Source organism: Aquaspirillum serpens DSM 68 (assembly GCF_000420525.1).
Lineage (GTDB): Bacteria > Pseudomonadota > Gammaproteobacteria > Burkholderiales > Aquaspirillaceae > Aquaspirillum > Aquaspirillum serpens.
Genome location: NZ_ATVC01000010.1, coordinates 1 through 14,265, shown reverse-complemented (window position 1 = coordinate 14,265; position 14,265 = coordinate 1). Strand labels below are relative to the sequence as shown.

The following is a 14,265-nucleotide window of genomic DNA, read 5'->3' as shown; positions in this document are numbered from 1 at the left end:
TTGAAGCTGGGACAAGCTGATCAATCCTTATTGAGGCTTGAAGCTGCCTTTTTCCAGTTTCATGCCAATAGCTTCACGGCGTACTTGAATGGTGACATTCGAGGCAATTTCTAAGCTGACATTTTGTTCTTCCAGCTTAACGATACGACCCACAATGCCTGCTTGTGTGACAACCTCATCGTTTTTTTGCAGTGCTTCTAACATCGCTTTATGTTCTTTTACCTTTTTCTGTTGGGGCCGAACCAGTAAGAACCAGAACAAGATAAAAATACCGATCATCGGCAAAAATTGCATGAAATCGATACCAGCAGGGGCGGCAACGTTGGCATAAGCAGGGGTAATAAACAACATGAGACTCAATGCTCCTTGAGGGAAAAATGCAAATTAAACAAGAATTGTAACGGTGATTGTTTTGGAAAATCTATCGGCTTGCGATAGATGGTCTATTCTGTCCCTCGGGCACGGTTGTGATGGAACTCCATCACAAACTGATCAAAACGATCTTCTTCAATCGCGTTCCGCATCTCTTTCATTAGCTGTTGATAGTAATGCAAGTTGTGCACCGTATTTAAGTGTGCACCTAAAATCTCGCCTGCACGATGCAGATGATGTAAGTAGGCGCGGCTGAAATGGCGGCATGTATAACAATCACAACTCTCATCGAGTGGACGTTCATCGTTTTTGTGGCGTGCGTTACGGATTTTGAGGTCACCAAAACGGGTAAACAACCAACCATTACGCGCATTGCGCGTGGGCATCACACAATCAAACATATCAATACCATTTGATACGCCATGCACCAAGTCTTCTGGGGTACCGACGCCCATCAGATAGTGAGGTTTCTCTGCTGGCAGCATATCTTTCATTTCTGCCAACATTCGGTACATTTCGGGTTTGGGTTCACCGACAGATAAACCACCGATGGCATAGCCATCAAAGCCAATCTCCATCAATCCAGCGAGGGATTCACGCCGGAGATCGGTGTAGAGATTGCCCTGAATAATCCCAAACAGCGCATTGGGGTTTTCTTGTTCGTCAAAGGCCGTGCGCGAGCGTTTTGCCCAGCGCAGTGATAAACGCATGGACTCCGCTGCACGTTGATGATCGACTTGGCCTGGGGTGCACTCATCAAAAATCATTACAATGTCTGAGTTAAGGCTTTTTTGAATCGCCATCGATTTTTCTGGTGAGAGGAATAATTTGTCACCATTGATCGGTGATTGAAAAGTCACCCCTTCCTCGGTGATTTTTCGCAATTCACCCAAGCTAAAGACCTGAAAACCACCAGAGTCGGTCAGAATTGGTTTATCCCAGCCAATAAAGCGGTGTAAGCCGCCAAACTGTTCCACCACGTCTAAGCCCGGACGTAGCCATAAATGGAAAGTATTGCCGAGGATGATTTGTGCATCGATAGCGTGTAAATCGGCTGGGCTCATTGCCTTAACCGAGCCATAAGTACCGACTGGCATAAAGACCGGTGTTTCAACCGTGCCGTGGTTTAAGGTTAAGGTGCCACGCCGCGCACCACCTGCGCTGGTTTTTTTGACGGAAAATTTGAGCATGTTATCAAGAGCAAGCTTGCTGAAAAATTAGCCGACAAGTATACCCCACTCCCCTTAAGTGAAAATTTTTTCAAAAAGGGCTTGCGTTCCGCAAAGGGCATCTGTATAGTTCGTGTCTCTCAACGACAGGCGCGTAGCTCAGTTGGTTAGAGCGCCACCTTGACATGGTGGAGGTCGTTGGTTCGATTCCAATCGCGCCTACCAAAATTCCAAAAAGGATAACTCAAATGGCTGTGCGAACTACCACTACCCACCCATAAACTGACATGGTTGGGCCATTTGAGGCAATTCTCGAAAAAGTGCGGCTCCGGCCGCACTTTTTTTTCGTCTGTCGTTTTCTTCTGAATGGTTATTTCCTGAATACACGCGCACTGGGTGCGCTGGAGACATCATGCCTGATATTCGCTTGCCGGACGGTTCGATCCGTTCTTTTGCGCAGCCGGTAACGGTTGCTGAGGTGGCCGCGTCAATTGGTGCGGGCTTGGCTCGTGCTGCCCTTGCTGGTCGTGTGGATGGGGTATTGGTTGATACCTCGTTTTTGATTGAACAGAATGCCGACCTTGCCATTGTCACCGATAAAGACAGTGAAGGCCTCGAAGTTATTCGCCATTCAACCGCACACTTATTAGCTTTTGCCGTAAAAAGTCTGTTTCCTGAAGCACAAGTGACCATTGGGCCTGTGATCGAAAATGGCTTTTACTACGATTTTGCCTATACCCGCCCATTTACCCCCGATGACCTCGAGGCCATCGAAAAGAAAATGGCGGAATTGGCAAAACAAGACATTCCTGTTTCTCACCGTGTGGTCAGCCGCGATGAGGCGATCGCTTTCTTCAAAGAACAAGGCGAACACTACAAATGTGAGCTGATTGCGGCAATTCCTGAAGGCGAAAAAATTAAGTTGTACACCGAAGGGCTGTTCACTGATTTATGTCGTGGCCCGCACGTACCTTCTACTGGTCGCTTGAAAGTGTTCAAGCTGATGAAAGTGGCGGGTGCCTACTGGCGCGGTGATGCAAAAAATGAAATGTTGCAGCGTATCTACGGCACTGCATGGGCGAAAAAGGAAGACTTAGAAGCCTATTTGCACATGCTTGAAGAGGCCGAGAAACGCGACCACCGCAAATTAGGCCAACAGCTCAACTTGTTCCACATGCAAGATGAAGCCCCTGGCGCGGTGTTTTGGCACCCTAAAGGCTGGCGTTTATTCAATAGCCTGATTAACTACATGCGCGATCGTCAGGAAGAAGCTGGCTATGTCGAGGTGAATACCCCCGATATGATGGATCGTAGCCTGTGGGAAATCTCCGGCCACTGGTTTAACTATCACCACCACATGTACACCACGACCACAGAGGATGAGCGGGTCTATGCGCTCAAGCCGATGAACTGTCCTGGTGCGGTGTCGATGTTTGCCCAAGGCTTGAAGAGCTATCGCGATTTACCATTACGCATGGCCGAGTTTGGTAAAGTGCATCGCTACGAGCCTTCTGGTGCGTTGCATGGTCTGTTGCGTGTACGTCACTTCACACAAGATGATGCCCATATTTTCTGTACCGAAGAGCAGATGGAAGGTGAATGTCGCGATGTGGTGAAGCTGATTCTCGACATCTATAAAGACTTTGGTTTTGATAATGTCATCATTAAATTGTCCACTCGGCCAGAAAATCGCATCGGTTCGGACGAAGTATGGGATAAATTAGAAGGTGCATTAGCCGGCGCTTTAGAAAGCATGGGTATGCCTTATCAGCTCTTCCCCGGCGAAGGCGCATTCTATGGTCCGAAACTAGAATTTGTATTGCGTGATGCCATCGGTCGCGATTGGCAATGTGGCACTTTACAGGTCGATATGAACCTGCCAGAACGTTTTGATATTGCCTATGTTGCTGAAGACAATACGAAAAAACGTCCGGTGATGCTGCACCGCGCCTTGTTTGGTTCGTTGGAACGTTTCACTGGGATTTTGATTGAACACTATGCTGGTGCTTTCCCAATGTGGTTGGCACCATTGCAAATGGTGGTCGCTAATATCTCGGAAGCACAGGCCGATTATGCCCGTGACGTTGCACAAAAGCTGCGTCAGGCAGGGTTGCGTGTTGAACTTGACTTGAGAAACGAGAAGATTAACTATAAAATCCGCGAACACAGTTTGCAAAAGTTGCCATACCAGTTAATCGTGGGTGACAAAGAAAAAGCAGACAACTTGGTCGCTGTTCGTTCCCGCTCGGGTGAAAATTTAGGTCAAATGTCTTTAGATGCGTTTATTGAGCGCATGAAAGCAGAAACCGCCCAAAAACGTGCAGCACAATAAGATTTAAGTTTGGAGGAATTGCCATCGCTCAGGAACGCGAACCACGAATCAACGGCGAAATTACCGGCCGTGAAGTTCGTTTGGTAGGAAATGAAGGCGAGCCACTCGGCATCGTGAATTTACGTGAGGCTTTTGCGAAAGCAGAAGAGTTAGAGTTAGACCTGGTTGAAATTGCACCGAATGCCCAGCCACCTGTTGTCAGGATCATGGACTACGGTAAATTCAAATATCAGGAGAGCAAGCGTAAGCACGAAGCCAAGCTCAAGCAAAAACAGATTCAAGTGAAAGAAGTCAAATTCCGTCCCGGTACCGATGACGGCGATTACAACGTTAAAGTGCGTAATCTGACTCGCTTCTTGAACGAAGGTGATAAAGCAAAAATCACGCTCCGCTTTAGAGGGCGTGAAATGGCTCACCAAGAATTAGGCTTGGCTTTGTTAAAACGGGTGGAAGCTGATTTGGCGGAATACGGCGTTGTCGAGCAGTTCCCCAAAATGGAAGGCCGTCAGATGGTCATGGTCATGGCACCAAAGAAAAAGTAATCTGACAGCTTTCCGGTAAGAATTAACTGGTGCGGCAGGGCAACCTGCCGCTCTGGTTTTTGCGAGAAATGGTTATCTCTCGCACAAAAGCGGGGCACAAAGGTGACTAAGTGTCGATTATCGACCACCTTGTGCCGAATCTAAAAAATAGGTTGTAGGATTATTTCCATGCCAAAAATGAAAACCAAATCGGGTGCAAAAAAACGCCTGAAAGTGTTGGGTAACGGTGGTGTGAAGCGCTCGATGGCCTTCAAACGCCACATTCTGACCAAGAAAACCACGAAGAACAAACGCCAGTTGCGCGGTACCACCATGGTACACGCCAGCGATATGGCTTCCGTTCGTGCTATGTTGCCCTACGCTTAAGGAGTTAATCTATGCCTCGCGTTAAACGCGGTGTTACCGCCCGTGCTCGTCACAAGAAAATTCTTGCTTTAGCCAAAGGCTATCGCGGCCGTCGTAAGAACGTCTATCGCATCGCTAAACAGGCGGTGATGAAAGCCGGTCAATATGCTTATCGCGACCGTCGTCAACGTAAGCGTCAGTTCCGTCAATTGTGGATTGCTCGTATCAATGCTGCTGCGCGTGAGTGCGGTTTGCCATACAGCAAATTCATGAACGGCCTGAAAAAAGCCGCGATTGAAATCGACCGTAAAGTGTTGGCCGATTTGGCTGTGTTCGAAAAAGCCGTGTTTGCTCAATTGGTGGAAAAAGCCAAAGCCAGCCTCGCAGCTTAATCGACAGCATAAGAGAAGGGAGGCTTTGCCTCCCTTTTTTTATCCCTGTGCGGTTTCGATTGTGAACAACATTTGACGCCAAAGTGTGGTGGCACCTTGCCGTGAAGTGTTGTTAATTCCTGTTTTTCTCTTATTTCCTTTCTCGACGATAGCGATCTAACATGAGTTCTATTGATACTCTTCTTGCCGCTGCTTTAGCTGCGCTCAATGAGGTGCAAGACGTCGTGACCCTTGAGCAGGTCAAAGCACGTTATCTCGGCAAATCAGGTGAAATTACCGAATTATTGAAACAATTAGGTAAATTACCTCCAGAAGAAAAGAAACAAGCCGGCCAAGCAATCAATGCAGCCAAACAACAAGTTGAGGCAGCCATTGCTGCTCGTCGCGAAGCCCTCGCCGAAGCGCAGCTTGCTGCACAACTGGCAGCAGAAGCGTTAGATGTCACCTTACCCGGGCGTGGTTTGCGTCAGGGTGGCCTGCATCCGGTAACCCTAACCTTAGAACGTATTACCAGCTTATTCCGTTCTCTGGGTTTTGAAGTGGCCGATGGTCCAGAAATCGAAACTGATTTTCACAATTTCCAAGCCTTAAATATTCCTGAAAATCACCCTGCCCGTGCGATGGCGGATACTTTCTATGTTGAAGGCGGTGATGTGTTGCGTACTCACACTTCCCCTATCCAAATTCGCTACATGCTGCAGCATCAGCCCCCAATCAAAATCATTGCCCCTGGTCGTGTATATCGCGTTGACTCGGACGCGACTCACTCGCCGATGTTCCATCAAATGGAAGGTTTGTGGGTGGATGAGGGCGTCAGCTTTGCGGATTTAAAAGCAACCATGACCGATTTCTTGCGTCGTTTCTTCGAGCGCGATGATCTGCAAGTGCGTTTCCGTCCCTCTTTCTTCCCGTTTACCGAACCCTCGGCAGAGATTGATGTCTTGGGTGAGCGTGGCTGGCTCGAAGTGGGTGGCTGTGGCATGGTGCATCCCAATGTATTGCGTAACGTCAATATCGACCCTGAAAAATATACCGGCTTTGCCTTTGGTATTGGCCTAGACCGTTTTGCCATGCTGCGTTATGGCGTGAATGACCTGCGGTTATTCTTTGAAAATGATCTGGCTTTCCTCAAGCAATTCCAATAATCGTGGGTCAGCAAGGACGATAATATGAAATTCTCAGAACAATGGTTGCGTGAGTGGGTCAATCCCAACTTGGCGAGCGAAGCATTGGGTCACTTGTTGACCATGGCAGGGTTAGAAGTCGAATCACAAGCCTCTGCTGCGCCAGCTTTTTCTGGTGTGGTGGTTGCTGAAGTGAAATCTGTGCGTAAGCACGAAAACGCCGACCGTCTGCGCGTGTGTGAAGTCGATATTGGCAGTGGCGAGTTGCAACAAATTGTCTGCGGTGCACCCAATGTCAGCGAAGGGGCGAAAGTCCCTTGTGCAACCTTGGGCGCTGTGTTGCCAGGTGATTTCAAAATCAAAGCCACCAAAATGCGTGGTGTGGCATCGAATGGTATGTTGTGTTCTGGTCAAGAATTGGGTATTCCCGACGGCGTGGATGGCTTGTTGTTATTGCCAGCAGATGCGCCGGTTGGGGTTAATTTGCGCGATTACTTAGCCTTAGACGACACCGTGATTGAGCTGAAAATCACGCCAAACCGCGCTGATTGTTTAAGCATTCGTGGCATTGCGCGTGAAGTCGCTGCCCTGACCACCTCCCCATTACAAGCCCCGACTATCATTCCTGTTCCAGTGACGATCACCAGTCAACGTACGGTTAAATTGGCAGCAGGGGCGGCATGTGGCCGTTACCTTGGGCGCGTGATTGAACAAGTCAATGCGCAAGCTCCAACACCGGCATGGATGAAACAACGCCTTGAGCGGGCTGGTGTGCGTTCGATTTCGGCCGTGGTGGATGTGACTAATTTTGTCCTGCTCGAATTGGGTCAGCCTTTACACGCCTTTGATCACAATAAATTGCAGGGCGATATCGAAGTTCGTTTCCCTCAGGCCGGTGAACGGATGACGTTGCTGAATGGTAAAGAAATTGCCATTGATGCTGACATGCTGTTGATTACCGACCAAACTGGGCCGGTGGCATTAGCGGGTGTGATGGGTGGTGCAAATAGCGAAGTGGATGACAACACCACCGCTGTGTTTCTCGAGTCGGCGTTCTTTGCACCGGAAGCGATCGCTGGTCGCGCTCGTCGATTAGGTTTCAGTTCGGATGCTTCTTTCCGCTATGAACGTGGCGTTGATTTCACGCTGCAGGCCGAGGCGATGGAACGTACCACGGCTTTAATTATTGATATTTGCGGTGGCGTAGCGGGGCCAGTGGTGGAACAAGTGACGGAATTGCCTGCCCGCAAGCCCGTGGCTGTGCGAGTTGACCGTGTGAACCGTGTGTTAGGCATGTCGTTGACTGCAACTGAAATGGCAGCAATTTTTGCTCGCTTAGGTTTGCCGTTTGAACAGCAGGCCGATAGTTTTATCATCACTCCACCAGCAGCACGTTTTGATTTGGTGATTGAGGAAGACTTCATCGAAGAAATCGCCCGTGTGTATGGCTATGATGCCATCCCCGCTGACAATATTCGTGGTCGTCTGGCAATGTTGCCGTTGCCGGAACAGCAGACTCCACGGGCGGAATTGCGCCGAGTATTGGTGCAGCGCGATTATCAAGAAGTGGTGACCTACGCTTTTGTTGATGAGCAGTGGGAAAACGATTTTGCCGCCAATACGACGCCGATTCGTTTGATCAACCCGATTGCCAGCCAGATGAGCGTAATGCGCTCGACCTTGTTAGGTGGCTTGCTCGATACCTTAAGCCACAATCTCAAACGCAAACAAAACCGAGTTCGCGTATTTGAGATGGCGCGTGTTTTTCTCAAAACGGCCACTGGTGAAGTCGAACAACCCGAAAAATTGGCAGGCTTGGCGTATGGCACTCGCTTTGCCGTGCAGTGGTCTTATCAAGCAGAAAAAGTCGATTTCTTTGATGTCAAAGCGGATATCGAAGTCTTGTTCTCACCACGACAGCTGACTTTCCGCCGCGCAGCCCATCCAGCCCTCCATCCGGGTCGTTGTGCTGAGGTGTTGCTGGATGGCAAAGTGGTCGGTATTTTGGGTGAGCTGCATCCGCAATGGGTACAGAAATACGATTTAGTGGCAGCGCCTATCTACTTTGAACTTGATTTACAGCCGCTGTTAGCACGACACACCATCCAAGCCCAAGCCGTGTCGCGCTTCCCTGCAGTACGTCGTGATTTGGCTTTGGTGGTGGCAGATACGCTAGAAGTGGACGCTTTGGCAACCACATTGCGCGCTGCAGCATCCCACTTGGTGACAGAGATTGCTTTGTTCGATGTCTATCGTGGTAAAGGCGTGGAAGAAGGGAAAAAGAGTCTTGCTTTCAAGGTGTTAATGCAGGATACTGCCCGCACGCTCACAGATGCAGAAGTAGATTCTGTGATGCAAGATTTGATCGCGGCTGCAGCAAACAGCCATGCCGCTCAGCTCCGTCTGTAATGTCCCCTGCCTAAATTGATTCAGGCACCGGTATGTCAAATCATACCGGTGGTGGGGTATATTTTTACCATTGTATTGAGGATTGTTATGACGCTGACTAAAGCGGAACTCTCGGATTTGTTATTTGATAAAGTTGGCTTGAATAAGCGTGATGCTAAGGATATGGTAGAGTCGTTTTTCGAAGAAATCCGACTGGCGCTTGAAGAGGGACAATCGGTCAAATTATCAGGTTTTGGTAATTTCCAATTGCGTGATAAACCACAGCGTCCAGGCCGTAATCCAAAAACTGGCGAAGAAATTCCAATCACTGCCCGTCGGGTGGTGACTTTCCATGCCAGCCAAAAACTCAAGGGAATGGTAGAGGATCATCATGGCGCAGCCCGTGGCTAAGATGCCGCCTATTCCTGCCAAGCGCTACTTCACGGTCGGTGAAGTGGCGCAGTTAGCAGGGGTAAGTGTTGAACAATTACGAGAGTGGGAAAGCGTTTTCCTGCCCCTACAACCTCGTCGCAGCATGGCACAACGTCGCTATTATCAACATCATGAAGTGTTGATTGCACGCCGTTTGCGTACCTTGTTAGTCGATGAGGAATACACCCTCAATGGCCTGCGCCGTCGCCTGCGTGAACGCGATGGTCTGAGTCCTGCCCAATTACGAGCCGAACTCCAAGGCTTGTTGTCTTCTGCCCAAGCCCCGTTATTAGCTACGCGCTGAGGCGGCGGCCTTTTTTGAAATGATTATGCTGCCTAGTGTGACTCATCGTTTGGCCTCCGAACTCAATGTTCGTGAGGCCCAAGTCGTTGCTGCCGTTGGTTTATTGGATGAAGGGGCCACGGTTCCCTTTATTGCGCGTTATCGTAAAGAAGCTACTGGGGGACTAGATGATACCCAGTTGCGTGAATTGGCAGAGCGTTTGCAATACTTGCGCGAGCTGGATGACCGCCGCGAGACCATCCTCAACAGCATTCGTGAACAAGAAAAACTGACACCTGCGTTGGAAACTGCTTTATATGCGGCGGAAAACAAAACGACGTTAGAAGACCTATATCTGCCCTATAAGCCCAAACGCCGCACCAAAGCACAGATCGCGCGTGAGGCAGGGTTGGCACCATTGGCAGAGTCTCTGTTAGACGATCCTTCACAATCACCAGAACAAGCGGCACAGCCCTTTATTGCCGTCGATAAAGGCGTGGCTGATGCAAAAGCTGCACTCGATGGTGCGCGTGCAATTTTGATTGAGCGTTTTGCTGAAAATGCCGAGTTACTGGGTGAGTTTCGCCAACATCTATGGCAGCATGCCGTCTTGGTGGCGCGTTGTGTCGAAGGTAAGGCACAAGACGGTGCTAAATTTGCCGACTACTTCCAATATCAAGAAACACTTAAAACCCTTCCTTCGCATCGCGTACTGGCGATGTTGCGTGGACGCAATGAAGGGGTACTCACCCTTGCGGTGCAGTATCAACCAGAAGACATACCGGTGACTGAGCGCAGCTATTACGAACAAAGAATAGCGCAGCACTTTGCCATCAGTGACCAAGGCCGCCCAGCCGACCGTTGGTTACTTGATACGGTTCGCCTATGCTGGCGCGCTAAAGTGTTTTTGTCGTTGGAGTTGGAACTGATTCAAACTTTGCGTGAGCAGGCTGAAACCGAGGCAATTCAAGTGTTTGCACGTAACGTGCAAGACGTGTTGCTGGCAGCACCGGCTGGCCCTCGCGTTACCATGGGGCTAGACCCCGGCATTCGCACCGGTGTGAAAGTGGCGGTGGTTGACCGTACCGGAAAACTGTTGGAAACAGCAACCATCTATCCCCACGAACCGCGTCGAGAATGGGATAAATCGCTGGCAGTGTTAGCGGCCTTGGTGAAAAAACATCGTGTCGAGTTGATTGCTATCGGCAACGGCACCGCCAGTCGTGAAACGGATAAATTGGCTGCCGAACTGGTTGCGCACTGTCAAACTGACTATAAGCTGCATAAATTGATGGTGTCTGAGGCAGGGGCATCGGTGTATTCAGCCAGCGAGTTGGCTGCAAAAGAATTCCCCGATTTAGATGTCAGTCTGCGTGGTGCGGTATCGATTGCCCGTCGCTTACAAGATCCTTTAGCTGAATTGGTCAAAATCGATCCGAAATCGATCGGGGTCGGTCAATATCAACATGATGTCAACCCTTCCCGTTTGGCGCGTTCTTTGGATAGCGTGGTCGAGGACTGTGTGAACTCGGTTGGGGTGGATGTGAACACGGCTTCGGTACCACTGTTGACGCGGGTGTCAGGGCTCAATAGCACCTTGGCGAATAATATTGTGCAATGGCGCAATCAACATGGCGCCTTCCGTAGTCGCAAACAGCTACTCGATGTACCACGTCTAGGCGAAAAAACCTTTGAACAAGCCGCCGGTTTCTTGCGCATTATGCAGGGAGACAATCCCCTTGATGCCTCGGCGGTGCACCCAGAGGCCTATCCCGTTGTCGAAAAAATCTTAGCGACGGTACAGCGCAATATCCAAGCTGTGATTGGTGATGGCCAATTACTCAAAACTTTGCGTCCACAAGATTTCACCGATCAGCGTTTTGGGGTGCCGACGGTTGTCGATATTTTGCGTGAGCTAGAAAAGCCCGGACGTGATCCACGTCCCGAATTTAAGACGGCTACGTTTGCCGAGGGCGTGGAATCGCTAACTGATTTGCAGGTGGGCATGGTATTGGAAGGCGTGGTGACCAACGTGGCCAACTTCGGCGCTTTCGTCGATATTGGTGTGCATCAGGATGGTTTGGTGCATATTTCCGCCCTATCACACCAGTTTGTCAGCGATCCACGCAAAGTGGTCAAAGCGGGACAGCTGGTTAAAGTCAAAGTGCTAGAAGTGGATGTGGCGCGTAAACGGATTGCCTTAACCATGCGCTTAGATGATGAAGCAGGGGCCGCGGCCACTGCCCGTCAAGGAGGCAGCCGCCGTAGCGAGGGGGCACGGCCTGCCACAAAACCGACACCACGAGATAGCGCCCCGCCGCGTAATCAAGCGATGGCAGAGGCGCTAGCGAAACTGAAACGCTAATCACCTTGAAATAGCTGCGCCTTAAGCTGGCGCAGTTGATCTCGTAGCTCGGCGGCCTGCTCAAAACGCAGGTCGCGTGCAGCATCCAACATCGCTTTCTCGGTTTCTTTAATCCGCTTGGCCAAGGCTTTTTCATCTAAAGCTTTGCTATGGGTCTCAAAGCGAGCCGCCGGTTCAGCCGCATAAACCCCATCAATCATATCGGTGATTTTCTTCGCTACCCCGCGTGCCACAATGCCATGTGTGATGTTGAATTGCTGTTGTTTTTCGCGGCGGCGGGCAGTTTCTTCCATCGCTCTTTGCATCGAAGGGGTGATGCGGTCGGCGTATAAAATCGCTGTCCCGTGCAAATGGCGCGCTGCTCGGCCAATGGTTTGAATCAACGAGCGTTCACTGCGTAAAAAGCCTTCTTTATCGGCATCTAAAATCGCTACCAAACTGACTTCTGGAATATCCAAACCTTCGCGCAATAAGTTAATCCCAACTAACACATCAAACACCCCAAGCCGCAGATCTCGAATAATCTCAACCCGTTCTACGGTATCAATATCCGAGTGGAGATAGCGCACTTTAATGCCATGTTCGCTGTAATAGTCGGTGAGTTGCTCTGCCATTCGCTTAGTTAAGGTGGTCACCAACACCCGTTCACCTTGTTGAACACGCAAGGTGATCTCACTCATTAAGTCATCTACTTGGCTTAACACTGGCCGCACAATCACTTCTGGGTCGATAAGACCGGTTGGCCGCACCAACTGTTCGACCACTTGGCCGCTGTGTTCCTTTTCATACACCCCCGGAGTGGCAGAAACAAAGATGGTTTGTGGCATCAAGCCTTCGAATTCTTCAAACTGTAACGGGCGGTTATCCATTGCCGACGGCAAGCGGAAGCCATATTCCACCAAATTTTCTTTCCGTGCGCGGTCTCCGCGATACATGCCGCCGATTTGTGGAATGGTAACGTGTGATTCATCAACAAATAACAAGGCATCGGGGGGGAGATAATCAAACAGCGTCGGTGGTGGTGAGCCAGCCGGTTTGCCGGAGAGATGGCGTGAGTAGTTTTCAATACCCTTACAAAAGCCCATTTCGTACAACATTTCTAAATCAAAACGGGTTCGTTGTTCCAGTCGTTGCGCTTCCACCAGTTTGCCATCTTGTTCAAATTGCCGCCGGCGTTGATTGAGCTCTGTTTTGATCGCTTCACAAGCGCGCAGCACCGTTTCGCGTGGGGTGACATAGTGGCTTGAAGGGAAGACAGTAAAACGGCTTACCCGTTGTTTGATGTGACCAGTGAGGGGGTCGAATAGATGCAGACTTTCGATTTCTTCATCGAATAGTGAAATTCTGACTGCTAACTCGGCATGTTCTGCCGGAAAAATATCAATAATGTCGCCGCGTACACGGAACGAGCCACGGCTGAAATCGCTGTCATTGCGTTCATATTGCATGGTGGTGAGGCGGCTAATAATGCTTTGTCGGCTGTGACTTTCTTGTTCCCGTAAATACAAAATCATCTGGTGGTAGTCGCTGGGATCACCGATGCCATAGATGGCACTGACCGTCGCCACAATGACAACATCACGCCGTTCTAGCAACGATTTCGTCGCCGACAGCCGCATTTGTTCGATGTGTTCGTTAATCTGTGAGTCTTTTTCAATAAACAAATCACGGCTAGGGACGTAAGCTTCTGGTTGGTAGTAATCGTAATAGCTAACGAAATATTCCACCGCATTGTCGGGGAAAAACTCGCGCATTTCTGCGTAGAGCTGGGCGGCCAGCGTTTTATTCGGTGCCATCACCAATGCTGGCCGCCCTGTCCGTGCAATCACATTCGCCATGGTGTAGGTTTTACCCGACCCCGTTACACCAAGCAGGGTTTGATACGCTAAGCCCTGCTGCAAACCAGCATAGAGTTGTGCAATCGCTTGCGGTTGATCACCCGCAGGCGGAAAGGGTTGGTGCAGGTTAAAAACCATAGCAGCGTTGACCATGTGGCAGAAGCTCAAAAAGAAAACAAAAGACCGTCAATTGTATTGGGCTGCTCTGCCAAGATAAAGTTGCATTCGCTGCGGTGTTGTCGATAATCTATTGTTCATAAATAAAATTATTTTTTTGTCAAATGGATTTTATCCCCTGCGCCGTAAAACCTCGCTATTCATGGCGGGGATATCAGGCGCAAACGGCAAAGCCGTTTTAGGGTTTAGTGTTGCGGTTGTAAAGTAAAAACAAATCAATGTTTACTTTGCTGTTTGTATAATGAGCGCATGAAACGACTTCAAGCCTTCAAGTTCCAACTGACACCCAACAGCCAGCAAAAACGACACATGTCGCGCTTTGCGGGTTCGTGTCGGTTCGTCTTTAATAAGGCGTTGGCGTTGCAAAAGGAATGGTATCAGACTGACCCCACGATTCGTTTTTCTTACGTCAAATTGGCCAATCTGTTGCCGACTTGGAAACAAGAGCTTGCTTGGCTGAGTGAGTCGCCTAGTCAAGCCTTGCAACACGCCTTGAAGGATTTAGA

Annotated in this window: 13 protein-coding genes and 1 tRNA gene; 11 read left to right on the top strand and 3 right to left on the bottom strand. The window is 49.7% G+C overall.

All coding sequences use genetic code 11. The features are described from left to right. Positions 1–27 precede the first annotated feature (27 nt). Positions 28–351 carry a preprotein translocase subunit YajC gene (gene yajC, locus G465_RS0103470; protein ID WP_022653096.1) on the bottom strand — a complete coding sequence of 108 codons (324 nt, stop codon included), beginning with the start codon at positions 349–351 and terminating at the stop codon, positions 28–30. 92 nt (positions 352–443) lie between these two features. After that, a complete protein-coding gene (gene tgt / locus G465_RS0103465; protein ID WP_022653095.1) occupies positions 444–1,562 on the bottom strand; it encodes a tRNA guanosine(34) transglycosylase Tgt in 1,119 nt (372 codons plus the stop codon). A 127-nt stretch (positions 1,563–1,689) separates the two neighbouring features. Between tgt and G465_RS0103460 the strand changes: the two genes are divergently transcribed. From G465_RS0103460 to G465_RS0103415, 10 genes are all read left to right on the top strand, one after another. Next, positions 1,690–1,766, top strand: a tRNA-Val gene (locus G465_RS0103460). A gap of 187 nt (positions 1,767–1,953) precedes the next feature. Beyond that, positions 1,954–3,873: a threonine--tRNA ligase gene (gene thrS, locus G465_RS0103455; RefSeq protein ID WP_022653094.1), complete on the top strand. Its 1,920-nt coding sequence runs from the start codon at positions 1,954–1,956 to the stop codon at positions 3,871–3,873. After that, positions 3,870–4,415 (top strand): translation initiation factor IF-3, encoded by a 546-nt coding sequence (gene infC, locus G465_RS0103450; RefSeq protein WP_444541696.1) that lies wholly within the window; start codon positions 3,870–3,872, stop codon positions 4,413–4,415. Before thrS ends, infC begins: the two co-directional genes overlap by 4 nt. A 168-nt stretch (positions 4,416–4,583) precedes the next feature. Beyond that, a complete protein-coding gene (rpmI, locus tag G465_RS0103445; RefSeq protein WP_022653092.1) occupies positions 4,584–4,781 on the top strand; it encodes a 50S ribosomal protein L35 in 198 nt (65 codons plus the stop codon). An 11-nt stretch (positions 4,782–4,792) separates the two neighbouring features. Next, positions 4,793–5,152, top strand: coding sequence for a 50S ribosomal protein L20 (gene rplT, locus G465_RS0103440; RefSeq protein WP_022653091.1), 360 nt, complete (start codon positions 4,793–4,795; stop codon positions 5,150–5,152). Between the two features lie 161 nt (positions 5,153–5,313). Then, the gene (gene pheS, locus G465_RS0103435) at positions 5,314–6,297 is read left to right on the top strand and encodes a phenylalanine--tRNA ligase subunit alpha (protein ID WP_022653090.1); all 984 of its coding nucleotides are present in this window, start codon (positions 5,314–5,316) and stop codon (positions 6,295–6,297) included. Between the two features lie 24 nt (positions 6,298–6,321). Next, on the top strand, positions 6,322–8,685 hold the full coding sequence (gene pheT, locus G465_RS0103430) for a phenylalanine--tRNA ligase subunit beta (protein WP_022653089.1): 2,364 nt from the start codon (positions 6,322–6,324) through the stop codon (positions 8,683–8,685). An 87-nt stretch (positions 8,686–8,772) separates the two neighbouring features. Further along, on the top strand, positions 8,773–9,075 hold the full coding sequence (locus G465_RS0103425; protein ID WP_022653088.1) for an integration host factor subunit alpha: 303 nt from the start codon (positions 8,773–8,775) through the stop codon (positions 9,073–9,075). A gap of 1 nt (position 9,076) precedes the next feature. After that, on the top strand, positions 9,077–9,400 hold the full coding sequence (locus G465_RS0103420; protein ID WP_052165370.1) for a MerR family transcriptional regulator: 324 nt from the start codon (positions 9,077–9,079) through the stop codon (positions 9,398–9,400). Between the two features lie 25 nt (positions 9,401–9,425). Next, positions 9,426–11,744, top strand: coding sequence for a Tex family protein (locus G465_RS0103415; RefSeq protein WP_022653086.1), 2,319 nt, complete (start codon positions 9,426–9,428; stop codon positions 11,742–11,744). Here the strand turns inward: G465_RS0103415 and uvrB are convergent. Beyond that, positions 11,741–13,735, bottom strand: coding sequence for an excinuclease ABC subunit UvrB (gene uvrB / locus G465_RS0103410; protein WP_022653085.1), 1,995 nt, complete (start codon positions 13,733–13,735; stop codon positions 11,741–11,743). The genes G465_RS0103415 and uvrB overlap by 4 nt on opposite strands. Before the next feature lie 273 nt (positions 13,736–14,008). Here uvrB and G465_RS13285 point away from each other — a divergent pair. Then, on the top strand, positions 14,009–14,265 hold a 257-nt coding region (locus tag G465_RS13285; protein WP_155846482.1), incomplete at its 3' end, for a helix-turn-helix domain-containing protein.